At 52.6% G+C, this 22,043-nt stretch carries 20 protein-coding genes and 5 tRNA genes; 7 read left to right on the forward strand and 18 right to left on the reverse strand.

All coding sequences use genetic code 11. The annotated features are described in order from the left end of the window. Positions 1 to 106: 106 nt before the first annotated feature. From rpoB to rplK, 5 genes are all read right to left on the reverse strand, one after another. Complete coding sequence (gene rpoB / locus EGT74_RS21265; protein WP_123848566.1) at positions 107 to 3,916, reverse strand: DNA-directed RNA polymerase subunit beta; 3,810 nt, start codon at positions 3,914 to 3,916, stop codon at positions 107 to 109. A 221-nt stretch (positions 3,917 to 4,137) separates the two neighbouring features. Next, positions 4,138 to 4,512, reverse strand: coding sequence for a 50S ribosomal protein L7/L12 (gene rplL / locus EGT74_RS21270; RefSeq protein ID WP_123848567.1), 375 nt, complete (start codon positions 4,510 to 4,512; stop codon positions 4,138 to 4,140). Between the two features lie 110 nt (positions 4,513 to 4,622). Next, positions 4,623 to 5,159, reverse strand: a complete 537-nt coding sequence (rplJ, locus tag EGT74_RS21275) for a 50S ribosomal protein L10 (RefSeq protein WP_123848568.1) — start codon at positions 5,157 to 5,159, stop codon at positions 4,623 to 4,625. Between the two features lie 47 nt (positions 5,160 to 5,206). Continuing rightward, entirely contained in the window at positions 5,207 to 5,896 is a 690-nt protein-coding gene (gene rplA, locus EGT74_RS21280) for a 50S ribosomal protein L1 (protein ID WP_123848569.1), read from the reverse strand. A gap of 47 nt (positions 5,897 to 5,943) precedes the next feature. Beyond that, entirely contained in the window at positions 5,944 to 6,387 is a 444-nt protein-coding gene (gene rplK, locus EGT74_RS21285) for a 50S ribosomal protein L11 (protein WP_123848570.1), read from the reverse strand. Positions 6,388 to 6,794: 407 nt separating this feature from the next. Between rplK and EGT74_RS21290 the strand changes: the two genes are divergently transcribed. Both EGT74_RS21290 and EGT74_RS21295 read left to right on the forward strand, forming a co-directional pair. Then, positions 6,795 to 7,880, forward strand: a complete 1,086-nt coding sequence (locus tag EGT74_RS21290) for a lactonase family protein (protein WP_158618251.1) — start codon at positions 6,795 to 6,797, stop codon at positions 7,878 to 7,880. 182 nt (positions 7,881 to 8,062) lie between these two features. After that, positions 8,063 to 8,632, forward strand: coding sequence for a DUF1579 domain-containing protein (locus EGT74_RS21295; protein WP_123848572.1), 570 nt, complete (start codon positions 8,063 to 8,065; stop codon positions 8,630 to 8,632). An 86-nt stretch (positions 8,633 to 8,718) separates the two neighbouring features. Here EGT74_RS21295 and nusG read toward each other — a convergent pair whose 3' ends face one another. The 11 genes from nusG to rpsU all read right to left on the reverse strand — a co-directional run bounded on the left by nusG (position 8,719) and on the right by rpsU (position 13,687). Continuing rightward, positions 8,719 to 9,285, reverse strand: a complete 567-nt coding sequence (gene nusG / locus EGT74_RS21300) for a transcription termination/antitermination protein NusG (protein ID WP_123848573.1) — start codon at positions 9,283 to 9,285, stop codon at positions 8,719 to 8,721. Next, positions 9,285 to 9,479: a preprotein translocase subunit SecE gene (secE, locus tag EGT74_RS21305; RefSeq protein WP_074239955.1), complete on the reverse strand. Its 195-nt coding sequence runs from the start codon at positions 9,477 to 9,479 to the stop codon at positions 9,285 to 9,287. Before secE ends, nusG begins: the two co-directional genes overlap by 1 nt. Before the next feature lie 82 nt (positions 9,480 to 9,561). Further along, positions 9,562 to 9,635, reverse strand: a tRNA-Trp gene (locus EGT74_RS21310). A gap of 110 nt (positions 9,636 to 9,745) precedes the next feature. Next, positions 9,746 to 10,933 (reverse strand): elongation factor Tu, encoded by a 1,188-nt coding sequence (gene tuf / locus EGT74_RS21315; protein ID WP_123848574.1) that lies wholly within the window; start codon positions 10,931 to 10,933, stop codon positions 9,746 to 9,748. A gap of 294 nt (positions 10,934 to 11,227) precedes the next feature. After that, positions 11,228 to 11,299 (reverse strand) — tRNA-Thr (locus tag EGT74_RS21320). A 14-nt stretch (positions 11,300 to 11,313) separates the two neighbouring features. Beyond that, positions 11,314 to 11,386: transfer RNA gene (locus tag EGT74_RS21325), tRNA-Gly, on the reverse strand. A 103-nt stretch (positions 11,387 to 11,489) separates the two neighbouring features. Then, a tRNA-Tyr gene (locus EGT74_RS21330) sits at positions 11,490 to 11,572 on the reverse strand. A 45-nt stretch (positions 11,573 to 11,617) separates the two neighbouring features. Further along, a tRNA-Thr gene (locus EGT74_RS21335) sits at positions 11,618 to 11,691 on the reverse strand. A 229-nt stretch (positions 11,692 to 11,920) separates the two neighbouring features. Beyond that, positions 11,921 to 12,220, reverse strand: coding sequence for an HPF/RaiA family ribosome-associated protein (locus EGT74_RS21340; protein WP_123848575.1), 300 nt, complete (start codon positions 12,218 to 12,220; stop codon positions 11,921 to 11,923). A gap of 253 nt (positions 12,221 to 12,473) precedes the next feature. Beyond that, the gene (locus EGT74_RS21345; protein ID WP_123848576.1) at positions 12,474 to 13,403 is read right to left on the reverse strand and encodes a tyrosine-type recombinase/integrase; all 930 of its coding nucleotides are present in this window, start codon (positions 13,401 to 13,403) and stop codon (positions 12,474 to 12,476) included. A gap of 86 nt (positions 13,404 to 13,489) precedes the next feature. Then, positions 13,490 to 13,687: a 30S ribosomal protein S21 gene (gene rpsU / locus EGT74_RS21350; protein WP_119078825.1), complete on the reverse strand. Its 198-nt coding sequence runs from the start codon at positions 13,685 to 13,687 to the stop codon at positions 13,490 to 13,492. Positions 13,688 to 13,801: 114 nt separating this feature from the next. Between rpsU and EGT74_RS21355 the strand changes: the two genes are divergently transcribed. The 4 genes from EGT74_RS21355 (at position 13,802) to truB (ending at position 17,338) form a co-directional block, all read left to right on the forward strand. Then, positions 13,802 to 14,386, forward strand: a complete 585-nt coding sequence (locus tag EGT74_RS21355) for a riboflavin synthase (protein ID WP_123848577.1) — start codon at positions 13,802 to 13,804, stop codon at positions 14,384 to 14,386. A 20-nt stretch (positions 14,387 to 14,406) separates the two neighbouring features. After that, positions 14,407 to 15,390 carry an NAD(P)H-dependent flavin oxidoreductase gene (locus tag EGT74_RS21360; RefSeq protein ID WP_246008274.1) on the forward strand — a complete coding sequence of 328 codons (984 nt, stop codon included), beginning with the start codon at positions 14,407 to 14,409 and terminating at the stop codon, positions 15,388 to 15,390. 4 nt (positions 15,391 to 15,394) lie between these two features. After that, a complete protein-coding gene (locus EGT74_RS21365) occupies positions 15,395 to 16,537 on the forward strand; it encodes an MFS transporter (RefSeq protein ID WP_123848578.1) in 1,143 nt (380 codons plus the stop codon). 108 nt (positions 16,538 to 16,645) lie between these two features. Beyond that, the gene (gene truB, locus EGT74_RS21370; RefSeq protein WP_123848579.1) at positions 16,646 to 17,338 is read left to right on the forward strand and encodes a tRNA pseudouridine(55) synthase TruB; all 693 of its coding nucleotides are present in this window, start codon (positions 16,646 to 16,648) and stop codon (positions 17,336 to 17,338) included. A 214-nt stretch (positions 17,339 to 17,552) separates the two neighbouring features. On the opposite strand, the gene tamL is transcribed toward truB, so the two are convergent. Next, on the reverse strand, positions 17,553 to 19,979 hold the full coding sequence (gene tamL / locus EGT74_RS21375) for a translocation and assembly module lipoprotein TamL (RefSeq protein WP_123848580.1): 2,427 nt from the start codon (positions 19,977 to 19,979) through the stop codon (positions 17,553 to 17,555). 87 nt (positions 19,980 to 20,066) lie between these two features. On the opposite strand from tamL, the gene EGT74_RS21380 reads away from it, so the two are divergent. Further along, complete coding sequence (locus EGT74_RS21380; protein ID WP_123848581.1) at positions 20,067 to 20,795, forward strand: TrmH family RNA methyltransferase; 729 nt, start codon at positions 20,067 to 20,069, stop codon at positions 20,793 to 20,795. Here EGT74_RS21380 and EGT74_RS21385 read toward each other — a convergent pair. Then, entirely contained in the window at positions 20,788 to 22,008 is a 1,221-nt protein-coding gene (locus tag EGT74_RS21385; RefSeq protein ID WP_123848582.1) for an ABC transporter permease, read from the reverse strand. The two genes, EGT74_RS21380 and EGT74_RS21385, sit on opposite strands and share 8 nt — an antisense overlap. Positions 22,009 to 22,043: the final 35 nt, after the last annotated feature.

The raw sequence follows: 22,043 nt of genomic DNA on the forward strand, positions 1-22,043 counted from the left end.
AAGAAAACTCATTGGAATGTTGCATGGTCGTGCCATGGCCTGTGTCTTCACATGATACGAAAAACGGCATCCCGGTAAAGGTTACCGGGAGCCGTATTCAATTATCTTAATCGAACTTCAGGTCCAGACCGAGCCCGCGCAGCTCGTGAATCAATACGTTGAAGGATTCGGGCACACCGGCTTTCGGTATGTTGTCGCCCTTCACGATCGATTCGTATGCTTTTGCACGGCCTACAATATCGTCGGACTTAATAGTCAGCAGTTCCTGCAGAATGTTGGCGGCGCCGTATGCTTCCAGTGCCCAAACCTCCATCTCACCAAAACGCTGGCCACCGAACTGGGCTTTACCACCCAGCGGCTGTTGCGTGATGAGAGAGTACGGTCCGATGGAACGGGCGTGCATCTTATCGTCTACCATGTGGCTCAGTTTGAGCATGTAGATGATACCTACGGTCGCCTTCTGGTGGAAGCGTTCACCGGTTTCGCCATCGCTCAGGTAAGTGTGGCCGAAGCTCGGCAGTTTAGCCTCGTCGATGTATGAAGCGATCTCTTCGGTGCTGGCACCATCGAAGATCGGAGTGGCAAACCTTACACCCAGTTTCTGCCCGGCCCAGCCGAGTACGGTTTCGTAAATCTGACCGAGGTTCATACGGGAAGGTACGCCCAGCGGGTTCAGTACGATATCTACCGGTGTACCGTCTTCCAGGAACGGCATGTCTTCGTCACGCACGATCTTGGCTACGATACCTTTGTTACCGTGGCGGCCTGCCATCTTATCCCCTACTTTCAGCTTACGTTTGCTGGCCAGGTATACCTTCGCCAGTTTCAGTACGCCCGCGGGCAGCTCGTCACCGATGGAGATGTTGAACTTCTCACGTTTGTAGCGGCCCAGCTCCTCGTTGTACTTGATGTTGTAGTTGTGGAGCAGGGTGTTGATCTGGTCGTTGGTTTCCTGGTCTGTGGTCCAGCCGAGCGGGTTCACATTCTGGAAATCTACGTTCGCCAGATTTTTATTGGAGAATTTGGAACCTTTGGAGATCAGCACTTCACCGTAAGTGTTGGTGATGCCGGCAGACGTTTTGTCTTTCAGCAGCGTCAACAGTTTACTCATCAGCACTTCCATCAGGTCTTCCTCATTCTTCTGGTGGATTTTTTCGAGTTTCTCCAGTGCCGCTTTTTCGCGGGTTTTGGAGTTCTTGTCTTTCTTCGCGCGGGAGAACAGCTTTTTGTCGATCACCACACCTTCGGTAGACGGGGGTGCCTTCAGGGAAGCGTCTTTCGCGTCGGAAGCTTTGTCGCCGAAGATCGCTCTCAGCAGTTTTTCTTCCGGAGAAGGATCTGATTCACCACGCGGCGTGATTTTACCGATCAGGATATCGCCTTCCTTGATGTGTGCGCCCACACGGATGATACCGTTCTGGTCGAGGTCTTTGGTGGCCTCTTCGCTCACGTTCGGGATATCCGGGGTCAGTTCTTCCTCGCCCAGCTTGGTGTCGCGCACTTCGAGTTCGTATTCGTCGATGTGAATGGAGGTGAACCAGTCTTCTTTGGCTACACGCTCTGAAATCACGATCGCATCCTCGAAGTTGTAGCCTTTCCAGGGCATGAACGCCACTTTCAGGTTGCGGCCCAGCGCCAGTTCACCGGCGCGGGTAGCGTAACCTTCCGTGAGGAAGTCGCCTTCTACCACACGCTGACCTTTTTTCACCGCGGGGCGAAGGTTGATACAGGTGCTCTGGTTGGTTTTAACGAATTTGGTCAGCTGATAGATCACGAGATCGTCTTCGAAGCTCACCAGTTTCTGCATTTCGTCGCGCTCGTAACGTACATGGATCTCGTTGGCGTCCACGAATTCCACCACACCTTTACCGTTAGCGGTAATCTGCAGGCGGGAGTCGCGTGCTGCCTTGCCTTCCAGGCCGGTACCCACGATGGGCACCTGCGGGTTGATCAGCGGTACAGCCTGACGTTGCATGTTCGAGCCCATCAACGCACGGTTGGCGTCATCATGCTCGAGGAAGGGAATCAGGGAAGCGCTCAAACCAACGATCTGGTTCGGAGCCACGTCCATGTATTCAACCTCACCCGGTTCAAGAATCGGGAAATCGCCGGTTTCGCGGGATTTCACCTTATCGTTCACAAACTGTCCCTTTTCATCCAAAGGAGCGTTTGCCTGTGCGATTTTTACGGAATCTTCCTCTTCGGCGCTCAGGTATTCCACCTTGTGCATGTCCACTTTACCGTCTTTTACTTTGCGGTAAGGTGTTTCGATGAAGCCCATTTCATTCACCATGGCGTGTACGCACAGGGTGGAGATCAGACCGATGTTCGGTCCTTCAGGGGTTTCGATGGTACAGAGGCGGCCGTAGTGGGAATAGTGTACGTCACGCACCTCGAAGCCTGCGCGCTCGCGGCTCAGACCACCGGGGCCCAGCGCGGAGATACGGCGTTTGTGCGTAATCTCGGAGAGCGGGTTGGTCTGGTCGAGGAACTGGGACAGCTGGGAGGTACCGAAGAAGGAGTTGATCACGGAAGAAAGGGTTCTTGCATTGATCAGGTCCACCGGCGTAAACACCTCGTTGTCCCTAACGTTCATACGCTCGCGGATGGTACGGGCCATACGGGCCAGACCCACGCCGAACTGCGCGTACAGTTGTTCTCCTACGGTACGTACACGACGGTTGCTCAGGTGATCGATATCGTCGATCTCTGCTTTACCGTTGGTGAGCTGTACCAGGTACTTGATGATGGAGATGATGTCCGCTTTGGTCAGCACCTTCATATCCAGCGGCGTAGACAGCCCCAGTTTACGGTTGATCTTGTAACGGCCTACGTCGCCGAGATCGTACCGTTTGTCGGAGAAGAATAATTTATCGATGATGCCCCTTGCTGTTTCGTCATCCGGCGCATCGGCACCGCGCAGCTGGCGGTAGATGTGCTGAACGGCTTCCAGCTCGGAGTTGGAAGTATCTTTGTTGAGGGTGTTGTAGATGATGGCGAAGTCGCCGCTCACCTCTTCTTTCTGCACGAATACGGATTTCACGCCCATATCGGTGATCATTTCGATGTTGGCTTCGTCCAGGATGCTGTCGCGCTCCAGCACGATCTCATTCCTTTCGATGCTCACCACCTCACCGGTATCTTCGTCTACGAAATCTTCTACCCAGCTGCGTAAAACGCGGGCAGCCAGCTTTTTGCCGGCGTATTTTTCCAGGTTCTTGCGGTCTGCTTTCACTTCGTCAGCCATGCCAAACAGTTCCAGGATATCCTTGTCCGTTTCGTAGCCGATGGCACGCAACAGGGTGGTAACCGGAAACTTCTTCTTACGGTCGATGTATGCGTACATCACGTTGTTGATGTCTGTAGCAAACTCCATCCAGGCTCCTTTGAAGGGGATCACCCTTGCAGAGTAGATCTTGGTGCCGTTGGGATGGACGGATTGACCAAAGAAAACACCCGGAGAACGGTGCAGCTGGGATACAACTACACGCTCAGCGCCGTTGATAACGAAAGTGCCGCGGGGGGTCATATAAGGAATGTTCCCCAGGAATACGTCCTGCACAATGGTCTGGAAATCTACGTGCTCCTCGTCGTTACAGCTCAGACGAAGCTTTGCTTTGAGCGGCACGGAGTACGTAAGCCCCCGCTCAATACATTCTTCGATGGTATAACGCGGAGGGTCTACGAAGTAATCCAGGAACTCCAGATTAAAGATGTTACGGGTGTCCGTAATCGGGAAGTTTTCCTTGAATACTTTAAAAAGGCCTTCGTTGTTTCGCTTGTCTGGTGTGGTTTCTAATTGGAAGAAATCCTTGAAAGATTGGATTTGGATAGCCAACAGATCCGGTGTCTCAGCAACTTGTTTGATCTTTCCAAAATTTACTCTTTCGTTAGTTTGGGCTTTTTTTAGAGACATATTCGAAGTTAGCAGTTAATATGACTTGTACTAAATAAGGGAAATTAAGGATTCTTTGCCAATACACCCAAATAATTGTGTTTCAACCCGGTCGGCCCGCTCACTTCACAGTGATTTCCCCGTTGCAGCCCATCCTCGAAACACACGTTCCCAAAGGGAATAAGGCCAAAAAGTGCCGGAGCACTTTTTGACCTCAAAAAGATGTATAGTAATGCAAAGAATTAGGCGATCTCAACTTCAGCGCCAGCTTCAGTCAGCTTCGCTTTCAGATCTTCTGCTTCAGCTTTGTTAACGCCTTCTTTCACTGCTTTAGGTGCGCCGTCAACCAGTTCTTTGGCTTCTTTCAGGCCCAGACCGGTCAGGTCTTTTACGATTTTCACCACGTTCAGTTTGCTGGCGCCAGCTGATTTCAGGATTACGTTGAATGAAGTTTTCTCTTCAGCAGCAGCGGCTCCGCCACCACCGTCAGCAGCTACAACAACTGCAGCAGCAGCAGGTTCGATACCATACTCGTTCTTCAGAACGTCTGCCAGTTCTTGTACTTCCTTCACAGTAAGACCTACTAATTGTTCAGCTAATGCTTTTACGTCTGCCATTGTATAATAGTTTTGAAATTTTTTAAAATGTTGTTAAACAGATGTTTGTTTATATTTTGACTTGGAAGCCAGATTCATGGGCCAGGGGATGAACCCCGGCGTCTCAACGATTACTCGGCTGCAGGAGCTTCTGCTTCTGCCACTACGCCGCCTTCGTTTTTGCCTTTCTCGAGCAGGGCAGCGATAACGCGTTTTGCAGGAGATTGCAGCAGACCGATAACTTCGCCGATGAGCTCGTTCTTGGTCTTGATTTTCACCAGGTTAGCCAGCTGGTTGTCGCCCAGGTATATCTCGTCTGCCACGAAAGCAGCTTTCAGTACGGGCTTTTCCAGTTTAGCGTTTTCCTTGCGGAAGGTAGAGATGATCAGCGCGGGCTCTTTCGGGCTGTCGGAGAACAGCAGGGCGGTTACACCGTTCAGCGCTTCGTAGATGCCGGCATATTTCTCACTGTCCAGGCTTTCGAGCGCCTTTTTGATCAGCGTGTTTTTTGCCACCTTCATTTCCACGTTCTTGTCGAAACAAACCCTCCTCAGGTGGTTCACCTGCGCTACCGTCAGAGACTCCGTGTTGGTGATATAAAAGTTGTTGTATTGAGAGAACTTACCTTTCAGCAGCTCAATTACCTCGTTTTTTTGATCTTTGTTCATTGCTTTGTGTTTGTCATTGATAAGCGGTACTTTTTACCTGCCATCAATTAGTTTTGAACAGATTTAGTGTCAATTACAATACCCGGGCTCATAGTGGCAGCCATAGATAAACCTTTCAGGTAAGTACCTTTAGCAGTAGCCGGTTTCAGCTTGATGATCGCGTTGATCAGCTCCAGTGAGTTCTGTTCGATCTTCTCAGATGCGAAAGACACACGGCCGATGGAAGCGTGGATGATACCAGCCTTGTCTACTTTAAAGGTGATCTTACCGCCTTTTACCTCGTTCACGGCAGCTGCTACGTCGTTGGTAACAGTACCGGTCTTCGGGTTCGGCATCAGGTTACGGGGACCGAGGATTTTACCCAGTTTACCGATTTTAGGCATCACAGCCGGGGTAGCGATGATCACATCGATCTCCGTCCAGCCACCTTCAATCTTGGTGATAAACTCGTCCAGTCCTACGAAATCCGCACCGGCTTCTTTGGCAGCAGCCTCTTTGTCCGGAGTGCACAGTACAAGAACTTTTTTGGTCTTACCAGTTCCGTGGGGAAGCGTTACAGAACCACGGATAGCCTGGTCGGCCTTCTTAGGATCAACGCCTAAGCGGATATGTAAATCGACAGAAGAGTCGAATTTAGTACAGTTAATGTCTTTAACGAGGGTGGAGGCCTCTTTCAGGCTGTATGATTTGTTTTTGTCCACCTTAGCGTCAGCCACTTTTCTTTTCTTAGTTGCCATTTCTTAAAATGATTTAAAAGTTAACCTGCTTGCACAGGGTGAACGATTTAGTTTTCCCAGGGCGCTTTACCATCTACGGTAATACCCATGCTGCGCGCTGTACCAGCCACCATTTTCATGGCGCTTTCCAGGGTGAAGCAGTTCAGGTCGGGCATTTTGTCTTTTGCAATTGCCTCAACCTGCGTCCAGGATACTTTACCCACCTTGTTACGGTTAGGCTCTTTAGAACCACCTTGAATTTTGGCTGCTTCCAGCAGTTGTACCGGGGCCGGAGGCGTTTTGATTACAAAGTCGAAAGATTTGTCGGTGTAAACAGTCAGCAGAACAGGCAGCACTTTACCCATTTTGTCCTGGGTACGGGCGTTGAACTGTTTGCAGAACTCCATGATGTTCACACCCTTGGAACCCAAAGCGGGACCAATCGGAGGTGCAGGGTTGGCTTGGCCGCCTTTCACCTGCAATTTCACGTACGTTGCGATTTCTTTAGCCATTATGTTGTTTTTAATTTGGTTAAACGTCCCCCGCAGTAAACCGCGGAAAACTCCCAAAGCTCAAAAGGTCCGTGAAAGACATTTTAAGGGGGATGCAAAGGTAGGTATTAATTAAATTATTAGCAAAATTTGTTTGGAGTTCGGCATTTTTTTTGCTATTATCCGGAAATTGGGATTAAATATAATGACTAATGGGCTAAATATCAATAGGATAACTATCGGTTATCATTCGTCAAAGATACGTCAATTTTAGGAAACGGCATGTGGATTTCTACCCTGTGGAAAACTACCGCCCCAGACAACACCCGGAAAATTTCGTATTATTATTCCCGGATCCTCATTCCACCATTATGAAACTCTTATCCATCTTCTTTCTGATACCCTTTTTCGCAAACCTCCACCGTCCCATGCAACAACCAGCATCGCAGTTCCTCTTTGTAGGCACCTACACCTCCGGCGAAAGTGAAGGCATCTACGTGTACAAATTCGACCCGGCCACCGGCCTGTTCACCCACGTCAGCACCGCCAAAGGTCTCAGCAACCCCTCCTTCCTGACCATCGCGCCGGACAAAAAACATGTGTACGCCGTGAGCGAGTTCGGGAAAGACCGTACCGGCAGCGTGTACGCCTTTTCGTTCGACGCCGCATCAGGACAGTTACAGCTGCTCGATCAGCAGGACGGCGTGGGCAGCGGCCCCTGTCATATCAATATGGATAAGGCCGGCAAATTCGCCATTACCGGCAATTATGCCGGCGGCAGCGTATCGGTGATGCCCATCCAGGCAGACGGCACGGTAGGCGCTACCGCGCAAACCATCATCCATACCGGCTCCAGCATCGTGGCTTCCCGCCAGCAGGCGCCTCATGTGCATTCGATCAACTTTTCGCCCGACGGTAAACAGGTATTCGTGCCCGACCTGGGGATAGACAAGATCATGGTGTACGACTTCCTGGCCTCCCACCCCATCGCCCCCCTGCGCCCGGCGGCTGTTCCCTCGGTGAGCATCGAGCCCGGCGGCGGGCCCCGGCACTTTACCTTCCACCCCAACGGCCGGCACGCTTACGTAGTACATGAAATATCAGGCAAAGTAACCGCCTTCCGATATGGAAACGGCGCCCTCGAGCCCGTACAGACCATTTCCGGCGCGCCGGCCGACTATAAAGGCACCGTTTTCAGCAGTGCGGACATCCATGTGTCGCCCGACGGGAAACACCTCTATATGTCCAACCGCGGCGAACTGAACAACATTTCCATCTTCACCATCGATGCTGCCACGGGCAAGCTCGCGCTCACGGGCCATCAACCCTCCGGCGGCAAACACCCGCGCAACTTTCTCATCCACCCTTCCGGCAAATATCTGCTGGCAGCCAACCAGAACGGCCATAACATCGTGGTGTTCAGCCGCGATGCGGCTACCGGCCTGCTCACCCCTACCGGCCAGGAAATCAAGGTGCCCAGCCCGGTTTGCCTGAAAATGCTGATTACCGAGTAAGGCCCGGTTTGGCCAAGCAACTGTGCCGTTCACCGGCGCTCCGTCCCGCAGGCCCCTGTAAGGCTAACGCGTACTGCCAATCACAACTGCCCCTCACCAGCGCTAAAATTTCCATGTGGCACCGCATAAAACGTTGCTATAACAACTATTGCGTAACTTCATTGGCCTAAAACACCCCGATTATGAAACGCATTTGTTTAGCGCTCGCACTCGCCGGCGTATTACAGCTATCTGCTGCAGCCCAGGACGACGCAGCCATGCAAAAAGCCTGGATGGAATACGCCACCCCCGGTCCCATGCATAAAATGATCGCGATGGCCGACGGTACATGGAATACCGACGTAACGTTCTGGATGGCGCCCGGCGCCCCGCCCAGCAAAATGACCGGTTCCTGCACCAACAAAATGATCCTCGGCGGCCGTTACCAGGAAACGCGGCACACGTCCGACATGGGCGGCCAACCCTTCGAAGGCATCGGCATACTGGGTTACGACAACATCAAAAAAACATTTATTTCTACCTGGATCGACAACATGAGCACTGGCGTGATGACGCTGGAAGGGAAATGGGACGATGCCACCCGCACGGTTACTTTCACCGGCAAGTCGACCGATCCCTCCACCGGCACAGACTGCAACGTGCGCGAAGTAGTGAAATGGGTGGACGATAACCACCAGATCATGGAGATGTACGTCATGAAAGACGGTACCGAATTCAAAAACATGGAGATCCATCTGACGCGGAAGAAATAAACTCATTGCATCCGTGAAACCCTGTTGAATGCATAAAAAAAGGTTGCCGTAACGGCAACCTTTTTTATTATCCTCTGCATCAGCGTTTAGCTGATCTTTTCTACCTGCATGAAGTTCAGCTCTACCGGTGTGGCGCGGCCGAAGATCTTTACGGTTACTTTCAGTTTCTTTTTGTCTTCCAGCACTTCTTCAATCACACCGTTAAAGTCGTTGAACGGACCGTCGATGATTTTGATGGTTTCCCCAACGATGTAAGGCTCGCTCATGGTGAGGCCCTGGTCGGAGATTTCATCTACTTTACCCAGCATTTTGTTCACTTCCGCTTTACGGAGTGCGATGGGTTTATCTTTTCCGAGAAAATGGATAACGCCTGATACGTTACGGATAGACTGGATCACTTCGTCCGTCATTTTACCGTCGATGGCTTCGATCATCACATAACCGGGATAGAAGTTCTTTTCGCGCATTACTTTTTTACCGGCCTGCACTTTATAAACTTTTTCCACGGGAAGAAACACCTGGGTGATAACGTTGCCCCAGTCGCTGCGGCGTACTTCGATGTCCAGGTATTCTTTTACTTTCTTCTCTTTGCCACTCACCACGCGCAGCACGTACCATTTGGTTTCCTGAGTGGGGATTTGGGCTTCATCCATTATTGAAACAGTTTATAGTATTGCGATAAAACCAGGTGAGATGCGGAGTCCATACCCCAAACCATCAGGGTGATGATGATGGTGGCGATCAGAACGATCATGGTGGAAGACTGCAGTTCCCGCCAGGTGGGCCAGGATACTTTATGAACCAGTTCGTGATATGATTCTCTGAAGTAGTTGGTGATTTTGTTCATGGTAATAAGTTATCCTGATATGAACGATAAAAATTGCCGTGGAGTAAAATTGAATCATTTTACTGTCCGGCAATTTAATTCTTGGCACGGGTACTAGGATTCGAACCCAGATCAAAGGTTTTGGAGACCCGTATGCTACCGTTGCACCATACCCGTGTATGTAAAAGCCATTAGCTGTTGCGATCTGACCCTTGCAAATATAATCTACTATATGATTAAACCGCTAAGGCTAATGGCTTTTTATTTCCAGTATTGCTACTGAAGGATTATTTCAGGATTTCAGTCACCTGACCGGCACCTACGGTACGGCCACCTTCGCGGATAGCGAATTTCAGACCTTTTTCCATAGCGATCGGCTGGATCAGTTTAACAGTCAGACCGATGTTATCACCAGGCATAACCATTTCAACACCTGCAGGCAGTTCAACCTCACCGGTTACGTCAGTAGTACGGAAGTAGAACTGAGGACGGTATTTCTGGAAGAACGGCGTGTGACGGCCACCTTCTTCTTTGCTCAGTACGTATACTTCGCATTTGAAGTCGGTGTGCGGAGTGATGGAACCGGGCTGGCAGATAACCATACCACGACGGATTTGAGTTTTCTCAATACCGCGGAGGAGCAGACCGGCGTTGTCACCAGCTTCACCTTCGTCCAGCAGTTTTTTGAACATCTCAACACCAGTACAGGTTGATTTCAGCGACTCGGACATCAGACCTACGATCTCAACGTTCTCACCCACTTTGATGCGACCGCGCTCGATACGACCGGTAGCAACAGTACCACGACCGGTGATGGAGAATACGTCTTCTACAGACATCAGGAACGGTTGGTCAACCGGGCGGGGAGGCAGGGGAATGTAAGTATCCACAGCTTCCATCAGTTCCTCGATTTTAGCAACCCACTGGGGATCGCCTGCGAGAGCGCCGGTAGCAGAACCCTGGATGATGGGCACATTGTCGCCATCGAAGCCATAGGAGCTCAGCAGTTCGCGGAGTTCGATCTCAACGAGTTCCAGCAGTTCCGGATCGTCTACCAGGTCAACTTTGTTCATGAATACAACGATACGGGGAACACCTACCTGGCGGGCCAGCAGTACGTGCTCTTTCGTTTGCGGCATCGGACCATCTGTAGCGGCAACCACCAGGATAGCACCGTCCATCTGAGCAGCACCAGTGATCATGTTCTTCACATAGTCGGCGTGGCCCGGACAGTCTACGTGAGCATAGTGACGATTCTGTGTCTGATACTCAACGTGTGCTGTATTGATGGTAATACCTCTTTCTTTTTCTTCAGGCGCTGCGTCAATCTCGTCATATCCTTTCTTCTCAGCCAAGCCCTTGTTTGCCAGAATTGTAGTAATGGCAGCAGTCAAGGTAGTTTTACCGTGGTCCACGTGACCGATGGTACCAATGTTAACGTGGGGTTTATCCCGCTTAAAGGTTTCTTTTGCCATTGTATTTTTTTTTAAGATGGTTTGTAAAGATTGTATGCTTTAGTTGTTGTTAAAAACGTTTTACAAACTTGCGCCAATCCAGGAATTGAACCTGCTCCTCCCCGATTACAGTCGGGATGCTCATCCATTGAGCTTACCGGCTTAGTTAAACTTCAAATTTCGGACACCGTCAACCGTCTGCCAGTTTCCTGTATCCGAAACGTTTTGAGCTGTTGATGAGAATTGAACTCACGACCTTCCCGATATCCATCGGGATGCGCTGTCGCAAATCCCAGTTCCTGTCAAAACCCTTTGAGCTGTTGATGAGAATTGAACTCACGACCTCTTCCTTACCAAGGAAGTGCTCTACCCCTGAGCTACAACAGCAGTTGTGTTTGAAGAGCGGGAGACGAGGTTCGAACCCGCGACCTACAGCTTGGAAGGCTGTCGCTCTACCAACTGAGCTACTCCCGCATTTGACGAACTATCCAATTGGGTGATTGCTGTATACACAGTTACGAATTACGAAAGTGAATGTTCATTCCGTAATCCGTAATGATAATTCGTATAAATTCCGTGGGCAGGACAGGATTCGAACCTGTGAAGTCGAAAGACAGCGGATTTACAGTCCGCCCCATTTGGCCGCTCTGGAACCTGCCCAACTTATTTTTTCTGCCCGGAGCTTTACAGCCCGTAACTCTTCCGAGCCAGCAGAGGGATTCGAACCCCCGACCCACTGATTACAAATCAGTAGCTCTGGCCAACTGAGCTATGCTGGCAATTTTGTCAAGAAAAAACTTAACATCGTGTTGAAAGGAAGCGCAAAATAAATGTGAATCTTTTTAAGAACCAAATCTTTTTTTTCACTTCCGGATGCAAATTCAAACCTGACATAAGTCGGCTTAAATGCCCTACAGTAAAGAACTTTACTACCTTCACCGACCCCTTTTTGAATCGGGATGGCAAAGGTAGTAAAGAGAAAATTAATTCCAAAATATTTTTAGAAAATTAATGTAAATTCTTCTCCTTCTGGCGCTTGATCTGGGTTACAAGCGAATCAAAGGCAAGGTCGAAGGATTCCTCGAAAGATTTGGACTCATGCTTTACAAAGAAGTCGTGGCGGGGTATGTGAACTTTTATCTCAGCTATCTTATCCTTGATCTGATGGGCTAACTGATCTAATTTCAAAAAAACTTCAACAGTGACAATCCGGTCGTAAAAGGTGGGCAGTTTCTGAATCCGTTTATTCACATGATCTATCAATTTTGCGTCAGCGTCAAAACGCACAGTTTGAATTTGAACATTCATAGCACTAAAATTTTACATTTAACAATCTGATTTCAAGCACGTAATCATCTTTTCATAGGCGATTTGTTTATGGTAAAGAACTCATTACTAATTTACTGAACTTTCCATCTTATTCCATTTTCTCGCCGAAAAATTTTGTTAAAATCTGTTTTATGCAATGTTAACGCGGGTTACCTGTATAACAACTGACAGGCGTCAATCGTTATGCTGTTTCTCATGCGTAAAGACCGTTATCAATCATTTTATTGACAGCTCAGGCTTTGGGATGCGCCTGCTGGTATACTTTCTTCAGTTTTTCGATCGTATTGTGGGTGTAAACCTGGGTACTGGCCAGCGAGGCATGGCCCAGCAACTCCTTCACGGCATTGATGTCGGCCCCGTTGTTGACCAGGTGCGTGGCAAAAGTATGCCTCAACACGTGGGGACTCTTCTTGGAAAGAGTCGTTACCTGTGCGAGAGCGGCCTGCACGGTACGGTATACATACCCTGCATTCACGGGCCTGCCGTCTTTTTTCACCAGCAGGTACGTCAGATCGGGGTTTTCCAGCTCTTTCCGCTTGCGTTCGATGTATGCCCTGATGGAAGCCGACAAATGGTTGCCGATGGGAATGATGCGCTCCTTATTGCCCTTGCCGAGCACTTTGATATGGCTGTTGTACAGACTGATCCCCTCCTGCTTCAGCCCGACCAGCTCCGCGCGGCGGATACCGGTCTGGTACAGGATATCGAGTATCAGCTGTTTGGTGGCGCCTTCGAAATCGTCGGTAAAGAGGGGTTTCCCGCCGGCCTCGTTCTGCTCCACCTGCTGCATGCCCTTCTCCTCCACGAACACCGGCAGGCGCTTGCGCAGCTTGGGGCTCACCACCTTGAACATGGGGCTTTGGGCCAGGGCGCCCTCGCGCACGGCAAACTTGAAAAACGACTTTAATGCGGATATTTTCCGGCGGATGGTGACCGCGGCGGCTGTGCCGGATTCGTCGCGGCTATGCAGCCCGGTGGCCAGCCACGACTGTACCTGGAAGGCATCTATTTCGGGCAGGGGCGTTTCGCCGTAGGTACCGCGGAGGTACTGGAAAAACTGGAAGAGGTCGAGCCGGTAACTGGTGACAGTATGCTGCGAATATCGCTTTTGCAGCAAGAGGTAAGATAAAAACTGTTCGGCCAGCGGGGGAAGCTCCATCATGGTGAATACAAAAAAATTGATGACTGTAAAGTTAGAGAAAACCTTACAATCATCAATCTATGTATTAAAATTAGATAGCTTCGTGATTATGCGTCAAACTTTCCGGTAGAGAGCTGTTGTTTGTAAACAGCTTTCAGCACCTGCGTACGGCGGCGGATGGAAGGTTTCGTAAATGACTGGCGCTCTCTGAGTTGCAGCAGGATTTTCGCTTTCTCAAATTTCTTTTTATACTTTTTCAGCGCTTTGTCAATGTTTTCGCAATCTTTAGAATCGATAATTAACATAATTCTCCTTTATAAATTTTTACGGACGGCAAAGATACGGAGTATTTTTCAACTTTCAAAGTTATTCACACGCAATTTTAATTGCCTAATTTCGGGGTCCAAAATTACGATTTTATGTTTACCGGAATAATAGAAACAATGGGCACTGTGGCCGCCGCAGTGCAGGATGGAGGAAACCTTGCAATTACCATACAATCGTCGCTGGCCCCGGAGCTGAAGGTAGACCAGAGCGTGTCGCACAACGGGGTCTGCCTCACGGTGACGGCGGTGGAGCCGGACCGGTACACTACCGTGGCCATCGCGGAAACGCTTGAAAAGTCGAATCTCGGCAGCATACAACCGGGCCATTCCATCAACCTGGAAAGGGCCATGATTTTCAACAGCCGCATAGACGGACACCTGGTACAGGGGCACGTAGATGGTACGGGCACCTGCGAATCGGTGCAGGAAGCGGACGGCAGCTGGCTGTACCGCATCCGGTTCGACCGGCAGTTCGCCCCGCTGATCGTGGAAAAAGGCTCCATCTGCCTCAACGGCATCAGCCTGACGGTATTCGACATTACCGACGACGCCTTTACCGTAGCCATCATCCCGTACACTCACCAGCACACCAATATCCGATACCTGCAGCCGGGCGGCACCGTCAACCTGGAATTCGACATTCTGGGCAAATACGTAGCCCGGCAGTTGAACCGCTAACCAATCTAAATATCAGGCACTTGAATTCATTAACGCAAACCCTGGGCATTCAATACCCGCTGATCATGGCTCCCATGTTCCTGGTGAGCAACGAGGCCATGATGAAAGCAGCCATCCGCTGCGGGATTGCAGGCACCTTCCCTTCGCTCAACTACCGCAACGAAGGCGAGCTGCCCGCCCTGCTCGACCGGCTCAATGAAGCCAAAGCGGCCGTACAGTACGGCACTTACGGCGTCAATCTCATCGTACAGAAAACGAACCCGCTCTATAAAAAACACCTGGACGCCTGTGTGGCGGCCAGGGTCCCCTTTTACATCACCTCCCTGGGCAACCCGCGCGAAGTGATCGACGCGGCGCACAGCTACGGCGCGAAAGTGATCTGCGACGTCACCAACCTGGAACATGCGGCCAAAGCGGTAGCGAACGGCGCCGACGGGCTGATTGCCGTGACGGCGGGCGCCGGCGGCCATGCAGGCCCCTACCCCATGCACGTGCTGGTGCCGGCCCTGAAAAAGGAATTCCCGCACATCCCGGTTGTAGCGGCGGGCGGCATCGCCACGGGCCAGCAAATGGCCAGCGCCCTCGTGCTGGGGGCAGACGCAGTGTCTATCGGCACGCGGTTCATCGCCAGCACGGAAGCGGGCGTGAGCGACGAATACAAACAGGCCATCATCAGCCACGGCATGGAAGACATCGTGCTGACCGAACGCCTCTCCGGCACTCCCTGCAACATCATCAACACGCCGGCGGCCCAGAAGCTGGGATACAAACAATCGTCCTGGGAAAAATGGCTGTCGCGCAACCCTCGCACGCGCAAGTATTTCAAAATGATGGTGCAGATGAAAGGCATGAAAAAACTCCAGCAGGCCATCAAACCGAACCACTACAACCAGCTGTGGAGCGCGGGGCAAAGCGTGGAGATGGTCAACGATATCACCAGCGTGGAAAACATCGTGCACCGCCTCATGGAGGAGTATCGTCAGAGCCTGAAAGTATTCGGATAACGGCATGGCAAATAAATGGCAGGTGCGGCTGGCGGTCAGCGCATTCTTTTTCCTGAACGGGCTATGTTTTGCCAGCTGGGCTTCCCGTATCCCGGCCATCCAGGCGTCGCTGCACCTCACCGAAGCAGCGCTGGGCGCGGTATTGTTCTGCATCCCGGTAGGCTCCCTGGCTTCCCTCCCGTTTTCGGGCTGGCTCATCACGCGCACCGGCAGCCGCCAGGTAATGATCGCGGCCTCCCTTCTTTACATCGCCGCCCTCAACGGCATCGGCATCGCACCCAACGCTTACGCGCTCGGGGCGGTATTGTTCTGCTTCGGGTTCATCGGCAACATGGGCAATATTTCCATCAATACGCAGGCGGTGGGCGTGGAAGGGCTTTTCGGCCAAACCATCATGTCGTCGTTCCACGCCACCTGGAGCATGGCGGGTTTCGCCGGGGCGCTCATCGGCACGCTGATGGCGAGCCTCCGCGTGCCGCCGGCCACACACTTCGCTTATGTGGGTCTGGCGGCCCTGCTTATCGTACTGGCGGCCTTTCGCTTCACCATGCGGCAGGAACGCCGGTACAACAACCAGCAACCGGTTTTCGTGAAGCCGGATAAATTCCTCATCCGCCTCGGCGTCATCGCTTTCTGCTGCATGATCTGCGAAGGCACCATGTACGAATGGAGCGGCGTGTATTTCGCGAAAGTGGTAAAAGCGGATCCGGGACTGGTGACCGTGGGTTATACGGCCTTCACGCTGGCTACCACCTCGGGCCGTTTCGTGGGCGACTGGCTGGCGCGGCGTTACGGCATTGCCGGTATGCTGCTGGCCAGTGGCATCCTCACCGCCGCCGGCCTTTTGCTGGCGGTACTGTTCCCCATGATAAGCACTTCTGCCGCGGGATTTTTCCTGGTCGGCCTGGGCGTTTCCACCGTTATCCCGCTGGTATACAGCGAGGCCGGCAAAAGCACCACCATGGCGCCGGGTATGGCGCTGGCCGCGGTGAGCTCCGTAGGTTTCCTGGGCTTTCTCACCGGCCCGCCGGTTATCGGGTTTATCGCACAGGCGGCGGGCCTGCGCGCTTCCTTCACCCTCATCGCCGCAATCGGGTTGATGATCACTTTTCTTGCAAAAAGAAAACCGGCGAAGGATACATTGTAACGTGCCCCGGAAAGATGCACTTGGCCACCACGGTCATCAGGAACGGTCGTGTTTTCCGCATCAGCCGCTCACCTTGGCTGCTGGTCAAATTAGATTTATCTTTGCAAAATGTCTGAATCACAAAACTACCAGGAAGGCGCCGTGCTGCTGATCAACAAGCCGTTAACCTGGACTTCCTTTGACGTTGTACGCAAAATCCGCAATACCACGAAAGCCAAAATAGGCCATGCCGGCACGCTCGACCCGCTGGCCACCGGGCTGCTCATCTGCTGCACGGGTAAAATGACCAAAAAGATCAACGAATACCAGGCGCAGGAAAAAGAATACACCGGCACTTTTACGCTGGGCGCCACCACCCCTACCTTCGACCTGGAGTCGGCCCCGGAAAACGAACAACCCGTGCCCGCACTCAGCAAAGAAGAACTGCAGGCCATTGCGGACCGCTTCACCGGCCCGCAGCAGCAACTGCCTCCCATCCACTCCGCCATCAAGCAGAACGGCAAACCCATTTATCACCTGGCCCGCAAAGGCGTGGAAGTAAAAGTGGAACCGCGCTCGATCGTGATCCATGCTTTCGAGATCACGGAAGTCAACCTCCCCGTGGTGCATTTCAGGGTGCAATGCAGCACCGGCACCTACATCCGTTCGCTGGCCAACGACTTCGGCGTGGCCGTGGGCTGCGGCGCGCACCTCAGCAGTTTGTGCCGCACGCGGATCGGCGCTTTCAGACTGGAAGATGCCATGGAAGTGACGGATTTTATTGAGGCGTATAAACAGGCGCATCCGAAGGAACAGGGCTAGCTGTCAACTGCTTTCCATCCTACAATCAGCATTTCATTTTCGACGGGAATTATACCGGAACGGGGAAACCGGTTCCTTGCAGTCCTGTTGCAACATTTCAACCCGGCCATTCACCGGAACGTATAGCTGTGTGTAAGCATGCCCACGTGATGTCCAATACGCCGGCGGAACCAGGCACACTGTTCCGGCAGCAAAATTTTCTTCAGCAAAATCATCAGAACGGATACCCGATCGCGATATTCCAGATCACATTTTCCCGGCGCCAGCGGCTGTCGCCCAGCGCCCACTCGTTGATGAACCAGCCGCTCTGGTTTTTGGTGGGGTATGGTTTTTTGAGCGGGATGCCCCAGTCGACCCGGATCACGAAATAACTGAAGTCGAGGCGGGCGCCGAGGCCGGTGCCGATCGCCAGTTGTTTATACAGGTTGCCGAACTGGAAATCGGCGCCGGGGCGCGACGTATCTTTCTTCAGCATCCAGATATTACCGAAATCAAGGAAGGTAGCTCCTTTGAGGTTGATCGTGCCGCCGAACAGACGCAGCAGGTCGAAGCGGTATTCCGCGTTTGCTTCCAGCTTCATATCGCCCGTCTGATCAGGGAAAATGGCCGCGACGGGCGACATGTCCACATACGACCCCGGCCCGAGCGTACGCAGCCGCCAGGCGCGGATGCTGTTGGGGCCGCCGGCGGTGAACTGGCGGATGTAGGGCAATACATCGCTCTGCCCGTAAGGAATACCGAGGCCGACATATGCACGCGTGGCCACCGACGATTTATTGTAAATCCAGTAATGGCGGTAATCCGCTTCTCCCCGCACGAACTGCGAGATCTTTACCCTGGCGAGGCTTTCCAGGTCGTTTTTGCCACTGGTGATGCCGCTGATGGCGCCGTTGATGCCTTTCAGCCACAGGCCGGATTCTTCGAAGGTGGCGCGGAAGAAGGAGTTTTTCCTTTTATGGAAAATATCGTTGTTCGAAAAAGTATAGGTCACCGCCTCGCCGCCGACGAACGCGGGTTCGAAGCTGCGGCGCAGGTACGGGTTGGGATCCACCACCGTGTCTTTGAAACCCTGGCTCAGCACCACCTGCACGTAGTTGAGGGTAAAGGGTTTGGCCGTCCACCGTTTGTAGATGGACTCGTTCCATTCGTAACCGAACGCGCCGTTTACCGTGCGGATATTAAACTTGTCGATCCTCGTCAGGTTGTTGAAACCGGCGGATATCCTCGTTTTGGCGGTGGAGCGGTTGTTTTGCCGCACGCGGAATGGGGTGACGAAGCGCGGCAAAATGAAATCCGCGTTCAGGCCGTATTCGGTGGCCTGCATGTTAAACTGGCCGCCCTGGTTGCGCACCACTTCCAGCCCGCCTTTCAGCGTGATGTGCAGTTCGTTGGCCGCCCGGTTCACGTTGAAATGCCGGTATCCCAGCGATACGCCGCTACCCACAAAATAATCGCTACTGGTGGTGAGGTCGATGTTGGCGCTCAGCTCCTGCTTCTTACGCGGGGTGAGCTGGATGAAGGCGTCGAGCTTCTGCACCGTGTCTTTGTTTTCCTTGAACTGTACTGTCACAAACTGCCAGAGGTTCAGCTCGTACAGGCGGTTCACCGTATTGTTGTACGCGGTGGTGGAATATTTTTCGTTGCTGCGCAGCTGCACGGCTCTCGACAATACCCGCGGACGGATGATGTTCTCGTGGTATTTCACGATGAGGTGCCGGCTTTGGGTGGTGTGGAAACCGGTGTCGTTCACATTGTCGTTCAGCGTGAAATCCGGGAACGCATAAATTTTATTGAGGTAAAACAGTTTAGTCAGGTCGCTGGCGGAATCTTCGGGCTGGCGGATCGACAGCTCCACGTCCATCGTGGGTTTCTGGTCGGCGCTCAGCACCGTGGGCATGCTTTCGAAAGGGTTCAGCGGGTCTACGAACAGCGATTTGTTCAGCGTGTCTACCGTAAAGATCACCAGGTCGCGGTTGAATTTGTAATACCCGGCGTCCCTGATCATGCGGGTGAGTCGCTCGCGCTCGTCGCGCAGGTTACCGGCTTTGTAGGCGTCGTTTACCTTGAGCAGCGAGAGGTTTTCGCCGGTCTTCACGATTTTGGCGATGGCCGTATCGGGAATGTCGTACGTGATTTTCCTGATCACGAAATTCTTGCCGGTGTTCACTTCGTAGGTCACGCTGGCCTTCTGGGCCTTGATATCGGTTTTAGGCTGCACCGTGGCATAGAAATAACCCTGGTTGTTGAGATACGATACCATGCGGGCGGCGGATTCTTTCGCTTTCGCGGAGTCGTAGATCACCGGCGCCTGGAGGTTTCTTTCGGCCAGCACCAGGTTCCAGAACCAGTTGCTTTTTTTGTCGTATGTTTTTTTATTGTACAGCCACACTTTCAGGCGGGTGCCGAGCACTTTCTGGTTGGGCTTCTGCAGCATGAGGGAGGTGGAAGACAGGTCGCTTTTCAGTTCGTTCTTTTCGGTGGAATTGAGTTTCCCTTTAATATCCACGCTGCTGGCGGTGAGCAGGCTCTGGTCTTTCTGGAGGTATTGGGTGTTGGAGCAGGCTTGCAGCAACAGGCACAGCAGCATCAGCAGCGCCGGTACCGGCAGATGGAGTGATGTTGCATATGTCGTTTTCTTCACTGGCAGTTTGAATTATCGGGTATTGACGCATCCCTCCTGTAAAGGGCCTGCTTGGCTGAATGCCGGATTTCCTGTAGGTTTGACCCCATGTTATCAAAGGCGCAAATTAAATATATTCAATCATTACAGCACAAAAAAAACAGGCAAAAATTCGGCCAGTTTGTGGCGGAGGGCGATAAGATCGTACAGGAACTGGCCGGCAGCGCCCAGACCGTAAAAGCCATTTACGCCACCGAAGCCTGGCTGGCCGCCCATTCCGTACCGGCCGGCATCACGGTGGAGGCTGTAGGGCCGGATGCGCTCAAACAAATGTCGTCGCTCTCCACGCCCAACCAGGCGCTGGCGCTGGCAGACATTCCCGCCCTGCCGCCGCTGCGGCTTGAAGGCACCGTATCCCTTGCGCTGGATACCGTGCAGGACCCGGGCAATGTGGGCACCATTATTCGTATAGCCGACTGGTTTGGCATCCGCCAGATCATCTGCACGCCGGAGTGCGCGGACGCCTTTAACGCCAAAACCATCCAGGCCACCATGGGCAGCTTCCTCCGGGTGGCCGTACACGTGCAGTCCCTTACGGACCTGCTGCGGACCAACAAACACATCTCCTCCTACGCCGCCACCCTGCACGGCGAAAACATCGTACATACCCCGGTCATCAAAGAAGGCATTATCCTGATCGGCAACGAATCGCGCGGGCTCAGCGAAGAAGTGCTGGCATTATGCAGCCACCGCATCACCATTCCCCGCCTCGGCCAGGCCGAATCCTTAAACGCCGCCGTGGCCACCGGTATTATCTGCGGCCGCCTGCTTATTTGAACTGGATGGCTTTAACGGGCAGGATGCGCTGCACCAGCAGGGAAGGTATCAGTAAAATGAGCACGCAGATGAGCAGCGTGCCGGCGTTGATGAGTATCACTTTCCACCATTGTATGGCTATCGGGGCTACCGACATGTAATAGGATTCTTCAGGGAGTTTGAAAAAACCGGTGTGCTGCTGCAGCAGCGCCAGGCCGATGCCCAACACGTTCCCGATCACGATGCCCGCCAGCACGATGTACCCCGCCTGGTACACGAATACGCCCTGTATGGCGCCGTTCCGCATCCCCAGCGCTTTCAGGATGCCCACCATGTTGGTGCGCTCCAGTATCAGGATGAGGATGGCCGTGATCATGTTGATCACCGCCACGATGGTCATGATCACCAGGATGATGATCTCGTTTTTGTTCTGCAACCCCAGCCAGTCGAAAATATTCGGGTACACCTCCTGCATGCTCCGCAGGTTCAGCTCGTCGGGCAGCACCTCGCCGATGCTGCTGCGGGCGCTGTCGATCATCCCGTAGTTGTGCAGGAACACTTCGTACCCGCCGATGTCGCCGGGCTCCCAGTCGTTCAGCCGGCGGATGAGACTGATGTCGCCCAGCAGGTACGCTTTGTCGTATTCTTCGATCCCGGTTTTGTAAATGCCGCAGATATTGAGTTTGCGGGCACGCGGAGGCAAGCCGTCGCCCCGCATGAAATATACCACCACCGCGTCGTTGAGGCGTAACTGTAAGAGTGCGGCGGTGTTGGCGGAAATGATGATGTCTGACGAATATCCGCTGTCCGTATACCGGACGGGGCGCCCTTCTTCAAGAAAGGAGAGTTTGCTGCCGGGGGCGATGCCCTTGAAGATCATGCCCTCGGTTTCCTTGTTATTTTTGACGATCACGCTTTTGGTGGCGAACTCGTACACGTCCTTCACCTGCGGGATAGCACGGATGCGGGCCTCCAGCGCACTGTCTGCCTCGAACGGGATCTGTTCCGCCAGCGGGCCGGCGTTCACCTGGTACTGGGTCACATGCATGTGGCCCCAGAAGCTGAAGATCTTGTCGGATATGACCTGCTGGAACCCGTTGATCAGCGCGGTGGCCATTATCATCACCGCCACACTGAAGGCCGTGGCGATCATGGCTATGTTGATGATGAACTTGGAAAAGGAAGAAAAACGGTTAAAAGCAATCCTTCCGGCAATAAACAGGGACACGCGCATACCGCAATTTATACAATTTAGAAATTCATTGTAAA

It is taken from the genome of Chitinophaga lutea (assembly GCF_003813775.1).
In the GTDB taxonomy this organism is placed as follows: domain Bacteria; phylum Bacteroidota; class Bacteroidia; order Chitinophagales; family Chitinophagaceae; genus Chitinophaga; species Chitinophaga lutea.

Bases quoted from the DNA above. Each gene is read 5' to 3' on its own strand.
- rpoB (WP_123848566.1), bottom strand. From the start codon at position 3,916: ATGTCTCTAAAAAAAGCCCAAACTAACGAAAGAGTAAATTTTGGAAAG.
- rplL (WP_123848567.1), bottom strand. From the start codon at position 4,512: ATGGCAGACGTAAAAGCATTAGCTGAACAATTAGTAGGTCTTACTGTG.
- rplJ (WP_123848568.1), bottom strand. From the start codon at position 5,159: ATGAACAAAGATCAAAAAAACGAGGTAATTGAGCTGCTGAAAGGTAAG.
- rplA (WP_123848569.1), bottom strand. From the start codon at position 5,896: ATGGCAACTAAGAAAAGAAAAGTGGCTGACGCTAAGGTGGACAAAAAC.
- rplK (WP_123848570.1), bottom strand. From the start codon at position 6,387: ATGGCTAAAGAAATCGCAACGTACGTGAAATTGCAGGTGAAAGGCGGC.
- EGT74_RS21290 (WP_158618251.1), top strand. From the start codon at position 6,795: ATGCAACAACCAGCATCGCAGTTCCTCTTTGTAGGCACCTACACCTCC.
- EGT74_RS21295 (WP_123848572.1), top strand. From the start codon at position 8,063: ATGAAACGCATTTGTTTAGCGCTCGCACTCGCCGGCGTATTACAGCTA.
- nusG (WP_123848573.1), bottom strand. From the start codon at position 9,285: ATGGATGAAGCCCAAATCCCCACTCAGGAAACCAAATGGTACGTGCTG.
- secE (WP_074239955.1), bottom strand. From the start codon at position 9,479: ATGAACAAAATCACCAACTACTTCAGAGAATCATATCACGAACTGGTT.
- tuf (WP_123848574.1), bottom strand. From the start codon at position 10,933: ATGGCAAAAGAAACCTTTAAGCGGGATAAACCCCACGTTAACATTGGT.
- EGT74_RS21340 (WP_123848575.1), bottom strand. From the start codon at position 12,220: ATGAATGTTCAAATTCAAACTGTGCGTTTTGACGCTGACGCAAAATTG.
- EGT74_RS21345 (WP_123848576.1), bottom strand. From the start codon at position 13,403: ATGATGGAGCTTCCCCCGCTGGCCGAACAGTTTTTATCTTACCTCTTG.
- rpsU (WP_119078825.1), bottom strand. From the start codon at position 13,687: ATGTTAATTATCGATTCTAAAGATTGCGAAAACATTGACAAAGCGCTG.
- EGT74_RS21355 (WP_123848577.1), top strand. From the start codon at position 13,802: ATGTTTACCGGAATAATAGAAACAATGGGCACTGTGGCCGCCGCAGTG.
- EGT74_RS21365 (WP_123848578.1), top strand. From the start codon at position 15,395: ATGGCAAATAAATGGCAGGTGCGGCTGGCGGTCAGCGCATTCTTTTTC.
- truB (WP_123848579.1), top strand. From the start codon at position 16,646: ATGTCTGAATCACAAAACTACCAGGAAGGCGCCGTGCTGCTGATCAAC.
- EGT74_RS21380 (WP_123848581.1), top strand. From the start codon at position 20,067: ATGTTATCAAAGGCGCAAATTAAATATATTCAATCATTACAGCACAAA.
- EGT74_RS21385 (WP_123848582.1), bottom strand. From the start codon at position 22,008: ATGCGCGTGTCCCTGTTTATTGCCGGAAGGATTGCTTTTAACCGTTTT.